At 37.1% G+C, this 15,657-nt stretch carries 11 protein-coding genes; 6 read left to right on the forward strand and 5 right to left on the reverse strand.

Annotated features, from left to right (window positions below):
• Positions 1-45: 45 nt before the first annotated feature.
• Together Q1K34_RS15940 and Q1K34_RS15945 are read left to right on the forward strand one after the other, a co-directional pair.
• Positions 46-642 (forward strand): ribonuclease HII, encoded by a 597-nt coding sequence (locus tag Q1K34_RS15940; RefSeq protein WP_300441106.1) that lies wholly within the window; start codon positions 46-48, stop codon positions 640-642.
• A gap of 33 nt (positions 643-675) precedes the next feature.
• Positions 676-3,108, forward strand: coding sequence for a hypothetical protein (locus Q1K34_RS15945; RefSeq protein WP_300441108.1), 2,433 nt, complete (start codon positions 676-678; stop codon positions 3,106-3,108).
• Positions 3,109-3,258: 150 nt separating this feature from the next.
• Here Q1K34_RS15945 and Q1K34_RS15950 read toward each other — a convergent pair whose 3' ends face one another.
• The 4 genes from Q1K34_RS15950 to Q1K34_RS15965 all read right to left on the reverse strand — a co-directional run bounded on the left by Q1K34_RS15950 (position 3,259) and on the right by Q1K34_RS15965 (position 8,625).
• Positions 3,259-4,590, reverse strand: coding sequence for a RagB/SusD family nutrient uptake outer membrane protein (locus Q1K34_RS15950; protein ID WP_300441110.1), 1,332 nt, complete (start codon positions 4,588-4,590; stop codon positions 3,259-3,261).
• Between the two features lie 9 nt (positions 4,591-4,599).
• Complete coding sequence (locus tag Q1K34_RS15955; RefSeq protein WP_300441113.1) at positions 4,600-7,596, reverse strand: TonB-dependent receptor; 2,997 nt, start codon at positions 7,594-7,596, stop codon at positions 4,600-4,602.
• A gap of 138 nt (positions 7,597-7,734) precedes the next feature.
• A complete protein-coding gene (lipB, locus tag Q1K34_RS15960; protein WP_300441116.1) occupies positions 7,735-8,463 on the reverse strand; it encodes a lipoyl(octanoyl) transferase LipB in 729 nt (242 codons plus the stop codon).
• A gap of 3 nt (positions 8,464-8,466) precedes the next feature.
• Positions 8,467-8,625, reverse strand: a complete 159-nt coding sequence (locus Q1K34_RS15965; protein ID WP_300441118.1) for a YqaE/Pmp3 family membrane protein — start codon at positions 8,623-8,625, stop codon at positions 8,467-8,469.
• A 119-nt stretch (positions 8,626-8,744) separates the two neighbouring features.
• On the opposite strand from Q1K34_RS15965, the gene lysS reads away from it, so the two are divergent.
• Positions 8,745-10,436, forward strand: a complete 1,692-nt coding sequence (gene lysS, locus Q1K34_RS15970) for a lysine--tRNA ligase (protein WP_300441120.1) — start codon at positions 8,745-8,747, stop codon at positions 10,434-10,436.
• A gap of 157 nt (positions 10,437-10,593) precedes the next feature.
• On the opposite strand, the gene Q1K34_RS15975 is transcribed toward lysS, so the two are convergent.
• Positions 10,594-10,803, reverse strand: a complete 210-nt coding sequence (locus Q1K34_RS15975; RefSeq protein WP_300441123.1) for a hypothetical protein — start codon at positions 10,801-10,803, stop codon at positions 10,594-10,596.
• 196 nt (positions 10,804-10,999) lie between these two features.
• Between Q1K34_RS15975 and Q1K34_RS15980 the strand changes: the two genes are divergently transcribed.
• The 3 genes from Q1K34_RS15980 (at position 11,000) to Q1K34_RS15990 (ending at position 15,646) form a co-directional block, all read left to right on the forward strand.
• Entirely contained in the window at positions 11,000-13,501 is a 2,502-nt protein-coding gene (locus Q1K34_RS15980; RefSeq protein WP_300441126.1) for a zinc-dependent metalloprotease, read from the forward strand.
• Between the two features lie 248 nt (positions 13,502-13,749).
• On the forward strand, positions 13,750-15,174 hold the full coding sequence (locus Q1K34_RS15985; RefSeq protein ID WP_300441130.1) for a hypothetical protein: 1,425 nt from the start codon (positions 13,750-13,752) through the stop codon (positions 15,172-15,174).
• A 124-nt stretch (positions 15,175-15,298) separates the two neighbouring features.
• Complete coding sequence (locus tag Q1K34_RS15990) at positions 15,299-15,646, forward strand: hypothetical protein (RefSeq protein ID WP_300441133.1); 348 nt, start codon at positions 15,299-15,301, stop codon at positions 15,644-15,646.
• The last annotated feature ends 11 nt before the right edge of the window (positions 15,647-15,657 follow it).

Below are 15,657 nucleotides of genomic sequence, written 5' to 3' on the forward strand. Positions count from 1 at the left end.
GAAAGCTTTTAATTATATATCAGCAAAATCATATTAAACTGACGAATGCTTAAATTTTATAATGTCCAGGTAAAAGTAGCAGGAACAGATGAAGCAGGAAGGGGTTGTCTTGCCGGACCCGTGACTGCTGCTGCAGTCATCCTTCCAAAGCAGTTTCACAGCAGCCTCTTAAATGACTCTAAACTAACAAGTTTAAAGAACAGGGAGTTTTTAAAATCACATATTCAGGCAGAAGCACTTTCCTTTGCAATCGCACATGTTTCTATGGAAGAAATTGATAAAATAAATATTTTGAACGCTTCCATTCTGGCGATGCATAGAGCCCTTACAATGTTAAAAATTGATCCGGAACATATAATTGTAGATGGGAATAAGTTTAAAGCTTATAAAAAAATCAGCCATGATTGCATTATTAAAGGAGATGGAAAATATATGAATATCGCGGCAGCCTCCATATTAGCTAAAACCAGCCGTGATGAATATATGGAAGCAATACATGAAGAATTTCCTGCCTACAACTGGAAAAAGAATAAAGGCTATCCTACCAAAGAACACCGGGCAGCGATCGAAAAGCACGGAATTACCAAATATCACAGAAAAAGCTTCAAACTACTTCCAGACCAATTGAAGATTGATTTTTAAGTTACTATTTTTGCCCAAATCTATCTTCAATCTATGAAAAGATTTATCTTCTTTATAGCAGTAATCTCTGTACTTGGCTGTTCGCAGGAGCATACGCCAGATTTTAACCCTATTGATTATATACCCGGAGACGCCGAATTGATTCTGATATTAAATGACTTTCAAAATTTTTCCAAAAGCCTCAATAACAATAATTTCATTTCACAAAGTGAATTCGGCTTAAAACAAAGATTAACAAGACAATTAAACTTTACCAGAAACTTAAAATTCATTTCAAAGACAGGAATTAACTTTTCCGAACTTTCTTCAGAAACGCCTATTTACACCATAATCACTAAAAGAAATCCCAATCTATTGGTCTTAGATTCTATTCAGAATAAAGCTATGGAAACGATTACTGAAGATGATACAAAATTTAAAAAGATCATGCTGGAGAAGAATCAGTTTTTTCTTTTTGAAATCGATAGCACAAGCATCCTGAGCAATTCCAAAAACAAAATTTTTGAAATTGCAAAAGGACAAAACCTATTAAAATCTGAGAGTTTTAAAAATATATATAATGCGGCCGATCCTAATAAAACCTCCGTATTTATAAAAAATACCGGCCTTAATGAAATCTCCAAGCTCTTTGAAAACTTGAATTTCCCAGGCTTTCGTAATTTTTCGGAATGGTTACTTTTAGACCTGGATATTAAGGCTTCAGAAATTAAAGTCAATGGAATAAGCCTAAACGGCGAAAATGACAGTTTTTTGGATATTCTTTTTGAAGTGGATCCACAGCAAATTGAAATTGGCAAAATATGTCCTGAAGATTTCCTTAGCTTTTATTCTTTCAGTTTTTCTTCTTTGGAAAATCTTCAGAAGAATTTAAAGAAAGTTTCAAATGATTCCTTACCCATTGAATTACCTAAAGTTTTAAAAAATGTTCGAGAAATTGCAAGCATACAACTGGAAGATTCCAATCTTTTTGTCCTAAATGCAAGAGAGATTGAAACAGACAAAGAAGATCTTGCCGGAGTGGGAAAAGAAATAGAAACCTATAGAGGAATTTCCCTTTTTGAAATGAACAATCCAGGAATTTTTAAAAATTCGGTTGCGCAATTCATGCTCATCGATGAAAATCGTTTCTACGGAATTGTGGATCATTTTATAATTTTTTCAGAAGAGCTTGAGACAATAAAAAAAGCTATTGCAGATTTCCAAAATTCCAACACCATTGCCTCTAAAAGTTATTATACTGAAATGATGGCTTCGCTCTCTTCTGAATCTTCCATTCTTTTTGTTGCAAGATTTCCCGAATTTCACGAAGCTTTTAAAAAATCATCAGAATCCAGGCTCAACTTTAAAAAGAACAGCCTGGCTGCATTCCAGATTATCAATGAGGACAATTTTGCCCATCTTCACGGAGTTTTTTCTAATTCAGAAGATCAAAAGATCAATGGAGAGGGTGCAGAACAAGTAGCTTCCTTTAAAATTAACGCTCCAATAGCCACAAAACCGTATTTCTTCAAGAACCACGAGACAGACCAGATGGATATTGTTGTTCAGGATCAAGATAATGTAGTATATCTTATTTCTAATAAAGGGACTGTTTTCTGGAAGAAAAAAATGGATAGCCAGATCACCAGCCCCCTATTTCAAATAGACCTTTATAAAAATGGAAATAAACAACTGGCTTTTTCTACAGGTTACCATTTAGAAGTTCTAGACCGGAATGGCAACAATGTAAAATCTTTCCCCATCAAGTTCAATGACGCACTAACTCAGCCTCTTTCCGTTTTTGATTATGATAATAACAGAACCTATAGATTTGTATTAACCCAGGGCAAAAGAGTTTATATGTTGGGCCCAAAAGGAAAAAGCATAAAAGGTTTTGATTTTGAAAATGCAAAAACTGAAGTTGTAAAAGCCCCAAAACATATCAGGCTTGGCACCAAGGATTATATCTTGGTTGCTGAAAAATCTGGAAGATTAAACATTCTTAGCAGACAGGGAAGCATTAGAGTTCCGGTGAATGAAGAGTTTAATTATTCTGAAAATGAATGGTATGGCAATGACGGGAAATTTATTTCTTCTGAATCCGATTCCAATCTAATTTCAGTAACACAAAGCGGTGCAGTTTCCCGGAAAGATTTAGGATTGGCTGACAACCACCGAATAGTAGCCAATGATGATCTTCTGATTTATTTAAATGAAAATGAACTGTCTATAAATGGCAAAAAAATCACCCTCGATTTTGGCCTGTATACAGATCCTCAATTATTCAAATTAGGTAAAAGATCCTTTATTAGTATCACCGATTTGCAGGCCCAGAAAGTTTTCGTTTTTAATCAAAATGCTCAATTATTAACTGGATTTCCTGTGTTTGGCACCTCCCAGGTAGATATTGCCAATGCCGATCTGGATTCAAGGATGGAATTGCTGGTGAAGGGTGAAGAAAATGAGATCTTATTATATAAGTTTTAAAAAATTTCTTGGGGTTAAGGACACGGAACGTTTGCGAGAACAGCCTCTCTTATTTAATTTACTAATAAGCCAGAACATCGCCCAGTTGCTCCCCGGAATTAAAAAAGGCTGTCTTTCAAGACAGCCTTTTTTAATGGTTTCCCGTTTTATCTATGTAGTTTCATAACCCGGATTTTGCTCCAGTAAACTATTAGCATCTAATTCCCTTTGTGGGATTGGAAACGATAATTTATTAGAATTAGCTGGTAAATCACCAACATTTCTTCCTGTTCTTTTATAATCGAATATTAGAAAACCTTCAAACATCAATTCCAAATCTCTTTCATTAAGAACATCTTCTATAGAAACACTTGATAAAGCTTCTGCGCCTGCCCGGTTTCTAATCTTATTAATATCTTCCAGTGGTGTTGCTCCTACTGTAGTACCTTCTCGTAAATTAGCTTCGGCTCTAATGAGATACATTTCCGCAAGTCTAATTAATGATATATTGCCAAATTGATTGGTATATTTCCCTGTCAAGGTACCCTCATTTTGTGCACTTGTATAAAAGAAAGATCCTCTGGCATCATCCTCTCCAAATCTCGCTAAATAAGAAGGGTTAACGGTTACATCTCCACCTCTACCTCCAACGCTCTGGTCTGCGTAATGGGTTACTAAAACATTAGACCCATCCTGCGTGGTTACCTGGAAAGCAAAAACATCTTCACTCGAGTTTACATCATTATTAAAGGCTGCTTCATAAGAAGCAGTTAGAGAATGACCACTATTTTGTATAACATCATCTGCTGCATCCCTGGCCTGGGCATAGTTTCCAAGCTGTAAATGTACCCTGGCTAAAAGTCCCTGGGCAGCATATTTATCAGCAAAGAAACCATTGTCTTCTGGTAAAAGCTCATAGGCCATTTCCAGGTCTGAAATTACCTGGTTATAAACTTCAGAAGTACTGGCTCTTGGAATCTCCAAATTCTGAGAGTAATCAATTATTCCCGTTAAAGTTAGAGGTACTCCCATATCTCCATTAGAGTACAATCTGTTTAAGTCGAAATAATTTAAAGCCCTTAAAAAATAAGCTTCTCCCATAACTCGATCACGATCCTCTTCTTCCACCAAATCTGAATAATCCAAAACTAGATTAGCCTGATTGATGGCCTCATAGGCATTTAGCCACAAATCCCTTACAAAACCATTATCAATAAAAATCTCCTTATTGAAAACCTGACGGGGTGCCTGAAAGGTTCCTCCCCAGGTCGCTTCAGTAGTAAAACCATACAAATCTGAAAGCAATTGAAAATAACCTCCATAAGAAGCACTTTGCCCAGTTTCATTATACACTCCAATAAGGATATTTTTCACATTTTCACCAGTAGATATAGCCGTACTAACAGAAATAGATTGTCTTGGCTCGATATCCAACTTATCATCACATCCCGAAAAAGCCAGGATGATGAATAATCCGAAGATTGAATTAAATATTTTTTTCATAGCTTTTATTTAGAAATTTATATTAAAACCTAATGACATTGTTCTAACAGCAGGAGCTGAATAAAAAGTAACTCCCACTCCCTGACCTGCGTCACTGGTTGATTCAGGATCATAGCCATCATAATCTGTAATCGTCAAAAGGTTGATCCCTGTAAAATATACGCGAAATTTCTCCAGACCTATTTGATCTGTAAAATCTTCCGGTAAGGTATATCCTAAGGTTAAGTTCCTTAGTCTTATAAAGTCTGATTCCTGCAAATACCTGGAAGAAGTGGCTGTCCCATTCCCTCCAAATAATCTGGCCTGGGGTACATTTGTAATATCGCCCGGTTCCTGCCATCTATCTAATTGATCTGCACTTTGGTTGTCAAAAAAATCGGCATTTGCACTTTGGTAAATACCTCCGCCATTATAGATGCTTGCACCCCATTCTCCTACAAAAGTAAAACCAAGATCTATTCCTTTATAGTACACAGTGTTTGTTAAACCAGCGATCCACTCAGCATAAGGCTGTCCCAGGATCACCCTATTGGCTGCATTAGGATCATTAGTTGTCTCATTAGGATCTCCGTCTTCAGCATTTACAAAATATAATGCGTCACCGTTTTCAGGATCAACACCAGCATATTCTCTAAGGTAAAATGCTGAAAGAGGTTCACCCTCCCTTAAGATAGTTTGTCCGTTTATCACATCCTCACCATTAGGAAGTTCTTTTACCTCGTTATCATTCTTTGAAATATTGAAATTGGTATTCCAGGTAAAATGATCTGTTTGAATATTTTTTGTATTCACAACAAATTCAATTCCTTTATTTTCCAGCACTCCTATATTTCGGGTAATACTTGGTTGTCCGGAAGTTCCGGGTAAGGGTTGCTGAAAAATAAGTCCATCAGATTCTTTAATATAATAATCTATCTCTCCCGAAATCCGGTTATCTAAAAATCCATATTCTAAACCTATATCAGTTTGCTTAACACTTTCCCAGGTTAATAGGGGGTTAGCTGCTTGTATTGGTGCAATTCCCGGCCTTTGGTTATAAGATATTCCTCCAAATAAACCAAGGGCGGCAAAATCTCCGATATTGGCATTTCCGGCCTCCCCGTAACTGGCACGTAATTTTAAGAATGAAATAACCTCAGAATTGCTTAAAAATTCTTCCTCACTTAAAATCCATCCTGCAGAAATAGCTGGAAAGGTACCGTAGCGAACATCTTCACCAAATCTGGAAGAACCATCCCTACGAATACTTGCCTTGAATAAATATTTGTCATATAGGTTATATGTCACCCTGGCAAAATAAGATAAGAAGCTATTTGCTGATTCAGACCCTGAACCACCGGTAATTTCTGCTGCACTATCTATAGTTTGAAAATCATCAGTTGGGAATTGGATTCCCGATACATCCTGAAATCTACGATTGAACTCATTGTACTCCATCCCTGCAACCATTTCAAGATCATGTATTTCATTGAAATTCTTAGAGAAGGTGAAATAATTACTGGTTACGTAAGATTCTGTATTTACACTGGAAGCATAAGCTTCTCCATTGGTAGATTGGAAAGGAGCAAGCCTTCCCGTATAACTATCCTCATTCTGATAATAAAGATCATAACCAAAATCAGAATTAAATTTTAGAAAATCCAAAATCTGATACTCCCCAAAAGCACGTCCTAAAACACGTCTTATAACGGTGTTATAAAAAGCATGCTTATCCTGAAGTAAAAAATTTGGATATAATGTGTTTGGGTTAGGATCTCCATTTTCAAGATAAGCTGGTGAGATAGCCGGCTGTGCAATTGCCTGTAAAGGAGTCACAAAAGCATTATCGTTAGCAATCCTGTCAATATCTGTACGAGAGAAACTTAAATTCATCCCTGCTCGAAATTTTTCATTGAAGTTATGAGTTACATTCACCCTCCCATTGATTCTTTCCAACTCATTGCCGCGTACGATACCTTCAGTATCATTATAAGCTCCGGAGAAAAAATAAGTTGTTTTTTCATTTCCGCCAGACATGGATAAGGTTGCGTCCTGTACATGGCCACTACCCAGTGCAAGATCCTGCCAATCTGTATCTACTTCTCTATCCCTCCAATCTGTATCATTAGAAAGAAAATCGAAAATGCCTTCTATATAGGGAACTCCTTCTTCCTCTCCAAAGGTATTAATAGCAGCTTCTGTAAATAGCTCAATATATTCATCTGCATTAAGCCATTCCCTTAAATTTGTAGGTTCACTTACTCCATAAGAATAATTTAAGGAAAAAGTTGCTGGCCTATTGGCACCACTTTTAGTAGTGATAATCACAACTCCGTTTGCACCCCTGGAACCATAAACCGCTGCTGCGGAGGCATCCTTTAGAATATCAATAGAAGCAATTTCATTGGCACTTAAAGTTAATAATGGATTTGTTGGAGAACCATTATTTGATTCATTGTTATTGATAAGCGGTACGCCATCTAAAACATATAGAGGTTCAGAGCCTGCACCAATACTTGCTATACCACGAATTCGAATATTTACACCACCTTCAACCTTACCGTTGGTAGGAGAAATTTGCACCCCGGCAGCCTTACCTGCGATCGTACTTTGAATACTTGGTACGGGCACTTCCTCTATATCTTCCGAAGTTAGTTTAGCAACATTATCTGTTAAGGTACGCTTGCTTTGTGTTCCATAACCTACCACTACTACTTCATCAAGTTGAGCAGCATCTTCCTGCAAAGTGATATTAATAACGTCCTCTGCTCCCACTGTTACTGTTTCAGTAGTATAGCCAACATAGGTAAATGTTAGTACCTCACCCTCGGCAACATCAATCGAATAATTTCCATCAAAATCTGTTTGCGTACCCCGTGAAGTATTGGCAACAATAACATTCACCCCTGGTAAGGGTATGGCTTGTTCATCGTTCACCGTTCCAGTTACGGTTTTGTTTTGAGCAAAACCGCTAAAACTGACTAATGAAAGAAACAAAGTGATTACAAATAGTAATTTTTTCTTCATATTCCAAAATTTTCGTTAAGATGTAAAAATCTAAAAAAAATTTGAACATAAATAGTATTATGATCAAAAAAAATATCATAAGTCCTCGAAAAACTACTTTGTCAGGAAAAGGAATGGATTTTTATCAAAAAAAGACTATTACGCTCTAAAACTGGGAATTATTAAACATTCTTCTACTTCCGCATCGAACAATTTGCCAAAATGCTTAAGCAATTTTTGCTGAACTTCTTCCTGATCAATTTCTTTTTTCCCCAATTCGACATTCAAAGAAGTAACTGCTTTTCCTTTAATTCCGCAGGGAATGATATTGTCGAAATAACCAAGGTCTGCATTTACATTTAATGCAAAACCGTGCATGGTGACCCATCTACTCGCTCTTACCCCCATAGCACAGATCTTACGGGCAAAAGGAGTGCCTACATCCAGCCAGACTCCTGTTTCACCAGGACTACGTTCAGATTTTAAACCGTATTCAGCCAGGGTAAGGATCACCATTTCCTCAAGCAAACGTAAATACTTATGAATATCGGTAAAGAAATTGTCGAGGTCCAGAATTGGATAACCTACTATTTGCCCTGGTCCATGATACGTGATATCTCCCCCTCTATTTATTTTATAGAAAGTTGCATTTTTTGCTTTTAATTCTTCTTCAGAAACCAATAAATTTGAAAAATCTCCACTTTTACCCAAGGTATACACATGAGGATGCTCCACGAACAATAAATAATTCTTTGTGGGAACGTTTTGCTCTTTACGCCTATTTTTGATCTTTAGATCGAGTGTACTTTTAAATAATTCTTCCTGGTAATCCCAGGTTTCTTTATAATCCTTAATTCCTAAACAGTGTATTTCAACTTTTCTGTTCATCTGCTATGATTTAGGATTGTTCAGAATGATTAAAGCCGCTATAACTCCAGGAATCCATCCCAAAAGAGTTAAGATCAAAACGATAAGAATAGAGCCGCAGCCTTTATCGTATACGGCCAGCGGCGGAAAAAGCACCGATAGAACAACTCTCCAAACACTCATCAAAAAACCAATTTTGATGCAAAGATAGAATTATTATTTCGGCTTTTAATTGCATTGTGCGGCATCCTGATAGTCACTATATTTGCACCGCATTTTGTTGAATGCTTTAAAATTATCATATGCAGCAGTTATCAGAACAGGAACAAATTAGACGAGAGAAATTAACGGCTATTAGAAAAGCCGGAATTAATCCATATCCTGCCGATCTTTTCCCGGTTGATCATACAACCGTAGATATAAAAAAGAATTTTGAAGAAGGAAAAAAGGTAATTATCGCCGGAAGATTAATGTCCAGAAGAATCCAGGGAAAAGCATCTTTTGCTGAACTTCAGGATTCTAAAGGTAAGATTCAGGTGTATTTTAACAGGGATGAAATTTGTACCGGGGAGGATAAATCCAAATACAATGATTTCTACAAAAAGTTGCTGGATATAGGTGATTTTATAGGAATTGAAGGTGAACTTTTCAAAACGCAGGTTGGCGAAATGACGGTGATGGTAAAAGATTTTCATCTTTTAAGTAAAGCATTAAGACCGCTTCCGTTACCAAAAACTGATAAAGAAGGCAATACCCATGACGGATTTAATGATCCTGAACAGCGATATCGCCAGCGTTATGCAGATCTTGCCGTGAATCCCAAGGTGAAGGAGATCTTTGTGAAGCGAACAAAATTGTTCAATGCCATGCGAAATTTCTTTAATGAAAAAGAATATTTTGAAGTAGAAACACCTATACTTCAGTCAATTCCAGGTGGAGCTGCAGCCAGACCATTCGTAACTCATCATAACGCACTGGATATTCCTCTATATCTTAGAATAGCCAATGAGTTATATCTAAAAAGGCTAATCGTTGGTGGATTTGACGGAGTGTATGAATTCTCCAAAAACTTCAGAAATGAAGGAATGGACAGAACCCATAATCCTGAGTTTACGGCTATGGAGATATACGTGGCTTATAAAGACTACAATTGGATGATGGAGTTTACTGAACAACTTTTAGAGCATTGTGCCATTGCCGTAAATGGAACTACGGAAGCCACTTTCGGCCAGCATAACATCGATTTTAAAGCGCCTTATAAAAGACTAACGATGACTGATGCTATTAAAGAATTTACCGGTTTTGATATTACCGGAAAGTCTGAAAAAGAATTATATGAAGCGGCGAAAGGCATGGGCATCGAAGTTGATGATACCATGGGTAAAGGGAAACTTATCGATGAAATATTTGGAGAAAAATGTGAAGGAAACTTTATTCAGCCAACATTTATTACAGATTATCCTAAAGAGATGAGTCCGCTTTGTAAGGAACACCGCGACAATCCTGAATTAACCGAGCGTTTTGAACTAATGGTTTGCGGAAAAGAGATTGCAAATGCTTATTCTGAATTAAATGATCCTTTAGATCAAAGGGAACGTTTTGAAGAGCAATTAAAACTTTCAGAAAAGGGGGACGACGAAGCGATGTTTATTGATAATGATTTTTTACGAGCCCTGGAATATGGAATGCCTCCAACCTCAGGTTTAGGTATTGGCATGGACAGGCTCATTATGTTCCTTACTAATAAACAATCCATTCAGGAAGTACTATTCTTCCCGCAAATGAAACCGGAGAAGAAACCTGTTGAATTAAGTGAAGAGGAAAAAGCTGTTTTTAAATTGCTGAAAGATGATAATATCCATGAATTAGATCGGATTAAGGAGCAATCTGGTCTTAGTAACAAAAAGTGGGATAAGGCCGTAAAAGGCCTTAGAAAAAATAAGATGATTGAAGTCTATAAAGAAGCTGATGTACTTAAGATAAAAGCTTCTTAGATTAATCAAAACCACACGACTTTTTATCGGTTAAAATAAAGAGGCTGTTTAAAAAATGTAATTTCGTCAAGCTGAACTTCATTCAGCTTCTATTAGATAAGATCCTGATTCAAATTAAGGATGACGTTTTTCAACTTTTTAAACAGCCTGTTTAGCACTACTTTTTTCCAAACATTCCACCCAGCTTTCCTGCCATATCACCAAAACCACCAGCATCGTCTTCGCCTTTCAAATAAGGATCCACATGTTTTGCCATTGCATCTGGCATTCTGTCCTTTAGAACCCCGGCAACAACCTGTACGGCTATTCTCGCCTTATCTTCAGGTATTCCGGCTTTTTCTGAAACTAATTTTACAACTTCTTCCATAATTTTGTTTTTTCAGATTAATAAGTCATTTAAAGAACAATTTTTTACTCAAATCTATTTGATAATATAAGTTTTTAACTTTCCTTTAAACCTTTTTTGACTTTTACTGTCCAAAGGACGTTAAGTATAGATTTCTTTTGTCTTTGCGGAAGAATTCAATTTTAGAAATTGCTTATTAATTAAATAATTACACTTTATGATTAAAAAACAAGGTCTCAGGCTCATGCTTGTAGCACTTTCTTTGTCAGTTTCCAGCTGTGCTGTATTTCAGCCCAATAAAAAAGCTTCTGAAACAGCCAAATCTGATGAAAATGGCGAAAAGAAAGACGGAGATTTAAAACCCTACGCCAAAGTCATCACCAAAGACGCCAAATCAGATAAAGGTTTATTCACAGTGCACAAGGTAGATGAAAACTACTTCTACGAAATTCCAGACAGCCTTTTTAACCGCGAAATGCTTACTGTAACCCGTATTGCCAAGACCGCCAGTGGAATTGGTTTTGGAGGTGGCAAGGAAAATACCCAGGTGCATCGCTGGCAAAAGAAAGGTAATAAAGTACTATTACGCGTAGTTTCTTATGAAGTTTTTGCAGCAGATTCCCTACCGGTTCATGAAGCCGTGGTAAACTCAAACTTTGAACCCATTATTCAATCTTTTGATATAAAAACAATAGGAAAAGATTCTATTAATAACACTACAGTTATTGATGTGACCGATCTTTACACCAAAGATGTCCAGGCACTCGGCCTTCAGGACGGAACAAGGAAAAGGTACAAGGTTACCAGACTTGATGATAGTCGCTCGTATATAGATACTATTAGAAGTTATCCTGAGAATATTGAAATAAGGCACGTAAAAACTTACAATGCTGGTGAACCACCATCCAATGAAAGTACGGGTTCTATATCATTAGAATTCAGCAATTCCATGATCCTGCTTCCAAAGGTACCTATGGAGAGAAGATATTTTGATCAGCGCGTGGGCTGGTTCACTACAGAACAGACCGATTATGGCCTTGAAGCTCAAAAAAGCGAAACCATAGAATACCTGGATCGCTGGAGACTGGAAGTGAAAGAAGAGGATATGGAGAAGTTTAAAAACGGTGAACTTGTAGAGCCGAAAGAACAAATTGTATACTATATAGATCGCGCAACTCCTGAAAAATGGGTGCCGTTTATCAAGCAGGGGATAGAAGACTGGCAGGTGGCCTTTGAAGAGGCAGGTTTTAAAAATGCAATCATCGCTAAAGATGCTCCTACTGTAGAAGAAGATCCAGACTGGAGCCCGGAAGATGTTAGATATTCTGTAGTAAGATATCTTGCTTCACCTATTCCAAATGCTAATGGACCTCATGTGAGTGATCCACGTTCCGGAGAAATCCTGGAATCTGATATTAACTGGTATCATAATGTAATGACCCTCCTTAGAAACTGGTTCTTTGTACAAACCGCGGCGATAAATCCAGATGCGCAAGGAGTGAAATTTGAAGATGAAGTAATGGGACGTTTAATACGATTCGTTTCTTCACATGAAGTTGGACATACGCTAGGTCTGCCACATAACATGGGAAGCAGTGTTGCTTATCCCGTAGAGAGCTTAAGAGATCCTGAGTTTACCAAATTATATGGTACTGCGCCCTCTATTATGGACTATGCACGTTTTAACTATGTAGCACAACCTGAAGATGGTGACGTGGCGTTGATGCCCGAAATTGGTCCTTACGATAAATATGCTATTAAATGGGGATATAAGCCAATTCCCGGGAAAGATCCTATTGAAGAAAAGCAAATCCTGGATGAGTGGATTCTTGAAAAAGCCGGAGATCCTAAATTCAGGTTTGGTAGACAGCAAAGCGGTGGGGTGATAGATCCAAGTTCGCAAACCGAAGATCTTGGAGATGATGCCATGCTCGCCAGTGAATATGGAATTAAAAATCTGAAAAGGATTGTTCCTAAACTTATTGACTGGACCAACGAGCCAGGTAAGAATTACGACGACCTGGAAGACCTTTATGGGCAGGTGCTGTCTCAGTTTAATCGATATATGGGTCATGTAGCTGCTAATATTGGTGGGGTATACGAAAACTACAAGACTTATGATCAGGAAGGTGCTGTTTATACTCATGTAGATAAAGAAACTCAGAAAAGAGCTATGAACTTTCTTCATAAAAATCTTTTCGAAACCCCTGAATGGTTATTAAGGGAAGATATTTTCAATAAGATAGAATATGACGGTAGTATCGAACGGGTTAGAACCATGCAGGAAAGAGCGTTAAATAACCTTATGGACTTCGGAAGAATGGCCAGGTTAATGGAGAACGAAGAGATTGACAATAGAGATGCTTACTCCTTATTAGATATGATGACCGATTTGAGAAAAGGAATCTGGAGTGAAGTTTATAGCGGAAGAAACATTGATAGATACCGAAGAAACCTTCAGCGTGTATACATTGAAAGGATGGAATATCTAATGAACGAGGAACAGGATGAAATTCCTGCAAGATGGAGAAATTGGATCAGCAGGAGTAATATAAATGTTTCTCAAAGTGATATTCGCCCGGTAGTTCGTGGAGAATTATCTACCCTGCAAAGACAATTACGAAATACTGCAAATTCAGGTAACACTTTAACCAGGTATCACAAACAGGATATTTTAAAAAGAATAGATCTTATTTTAAATCCTATAGCTAAAAGCTAGAAAATTGAATCTTTTAAAGTAGCCTGCCAGAATGAGTTTTCTGGCAGGCTTTTTTTTGCTCTATTCAATTTGAAATTAACGCTACAGATAAATTTTATTTAACTGATTTTCACATACTTACAGTCTTTTCAGGAAATATTTTAGCCGCTTTTAAGAATCCGGTTAAAGTAATTTTAAAGTCGCTGAAAAATTTCCCGGCCACCTAAAAGTTTATCAATTTTAGGCCATAACAAATAAAAAAAATGATTATGAGAAGAGCAGAAATCAACTTGAAACAATGTTTAATGTATTTTATGATAGCAGCTTTTGCGATAAGCTTTATAAGTTGCGACGACGATGATGATGGGATAGATATTCCGGAAAATGATGCGACTGGTTTTATTACAGTAAACGACCAGACAATATCACAAAATACCATTATTGTGCAGAGTGTTGCGGTGGGCCAGGATAGTTGGTTGGCAGCAGTACGAGAGGGTGATGAAAACACAGATAATTTCATTACCGAAACCTTAAGGATTGAAGAAGGGGAGAGTTCTAATGTTGAACTCATGTTGAACTCCGATTTCAACTTTACAGGAGGTACGGCCGGAGACAGGATCACTTTAAAACTTTATGCAGACAATCCAGATGAAGGAACTCAGGGAGTTTTTGATCCGGATGATCAAGAAATACTAGATGATAACGATGCATTCGTTATGGAAACCATAACAATTATGATGGAGGAAGAAACTTCCGGAGCCTTTAATGACTTTGATTCAAACGCGGACGGCTCCCTTGATAAAAACGAATTTACATCTTCCTTTCCAAATAATTTTTTCGAATCTGATACTGATGCTGACGGAATGCTAAATATGGATGAATTTAATACCGCTAATTTTAGAAACACAGATACCAATAACGACGGAGCATTAGATCAGGAGGAATTTAACGCTGGAGTAGCTGGTATGTTTGGTGCTTTCGCAGGAGAAGAAGATTTTCAAAACTTTGATACAGATGCAGATGGAAGACTTAGCAATGATGAATTTGGTGCCGGATTTTCCGAGACAGATCAATTTGGAAACTTTGACACCAATGCTGACAGTTTTATCGATGATACAGAACTAAATGACGGACTTTTCAATCAATTTGATACTAATGCCGACGGAAGTATTGATGAAGATGAGTTTAATGCTTACAATGCTTTTACCTCTACCTGGTCAAATACCAGAAATTTTAACGATTTTGATTCGAACGCTGATGGTTCTCTCGATATGAATGAATTTTCAACCTCATTCCAAAATAATTTTACCGGATTTGATACTGATGCTGATGGATCATTAAATGAAGATGAATTTAATGCAGCCAATTTTCAAAATGCAGACGCAAATAATGATGGTTTTGTAGACGAAGACGAATTTAATGCCGGTAGAGAAGCCATGTTTGGAAGATTTGCAGGAGATGACGCTTTTGGAAATTTTGATACAGATGCAGACGGAAGACTTAGCAACGAAGAATTTGGCGCAGGTTTTTCAGGAACCGAATGGTTTGGGAATTATGATACAGATGCTGATAATACCATTAACGAGACGGAATTTGGTGAAGGTATTTTTAATGACTTTGATACAAACGTTGATGGTGGAATTGACGAAACCGAATTTGGAATTTTTGATGCCTATACGGCAACCTGGATATAAAACTGTAAATTAGAATCAACAACTAAAAAAAGTCCGAACGAAGATTTTCCTTCGGACTTTTTTATTTAATTAAAAGTAGTTCCTATTTTTAATTAAAAACCAGACACCTAATAACTACTTTATTATGAAAAATATACTCACTATTCTGCTAATATTTATTGGGATGACAAGCTTCGCCCAGGAACGTGGAGAGAGAAGATCTGATCTCACAACTGAAGAAATGGCCACTCTGGGTGCAAAACGGTTAGCCATGCAGCTGGATCTTAACCAGGATCAGGAGGAGAAGCTTAAAGAACTGTATGTAAAAAGAATTGAAGCAATAAAGGATTTTCAGGAAAAGCGTAAGGAAAAAATGGAAGAAAGAAAAGAAATGCACAGCGATAGACTGGAAATGAATGAAGAGCAAAAAGCAGAATTACGAGAAATCCTCCTGTCTTCCGCACTTTTTAAAAAACAGCTTGGGATGCATTGATTTTACTGGAA

The organism is Christiangramia sp. (assembly GCF_029937855.1).
GTDB lineage: Bacteria > Bacteroidota > Bacteroidia > Flavobacteriales > Flavobacteriaceae > Christiangramia.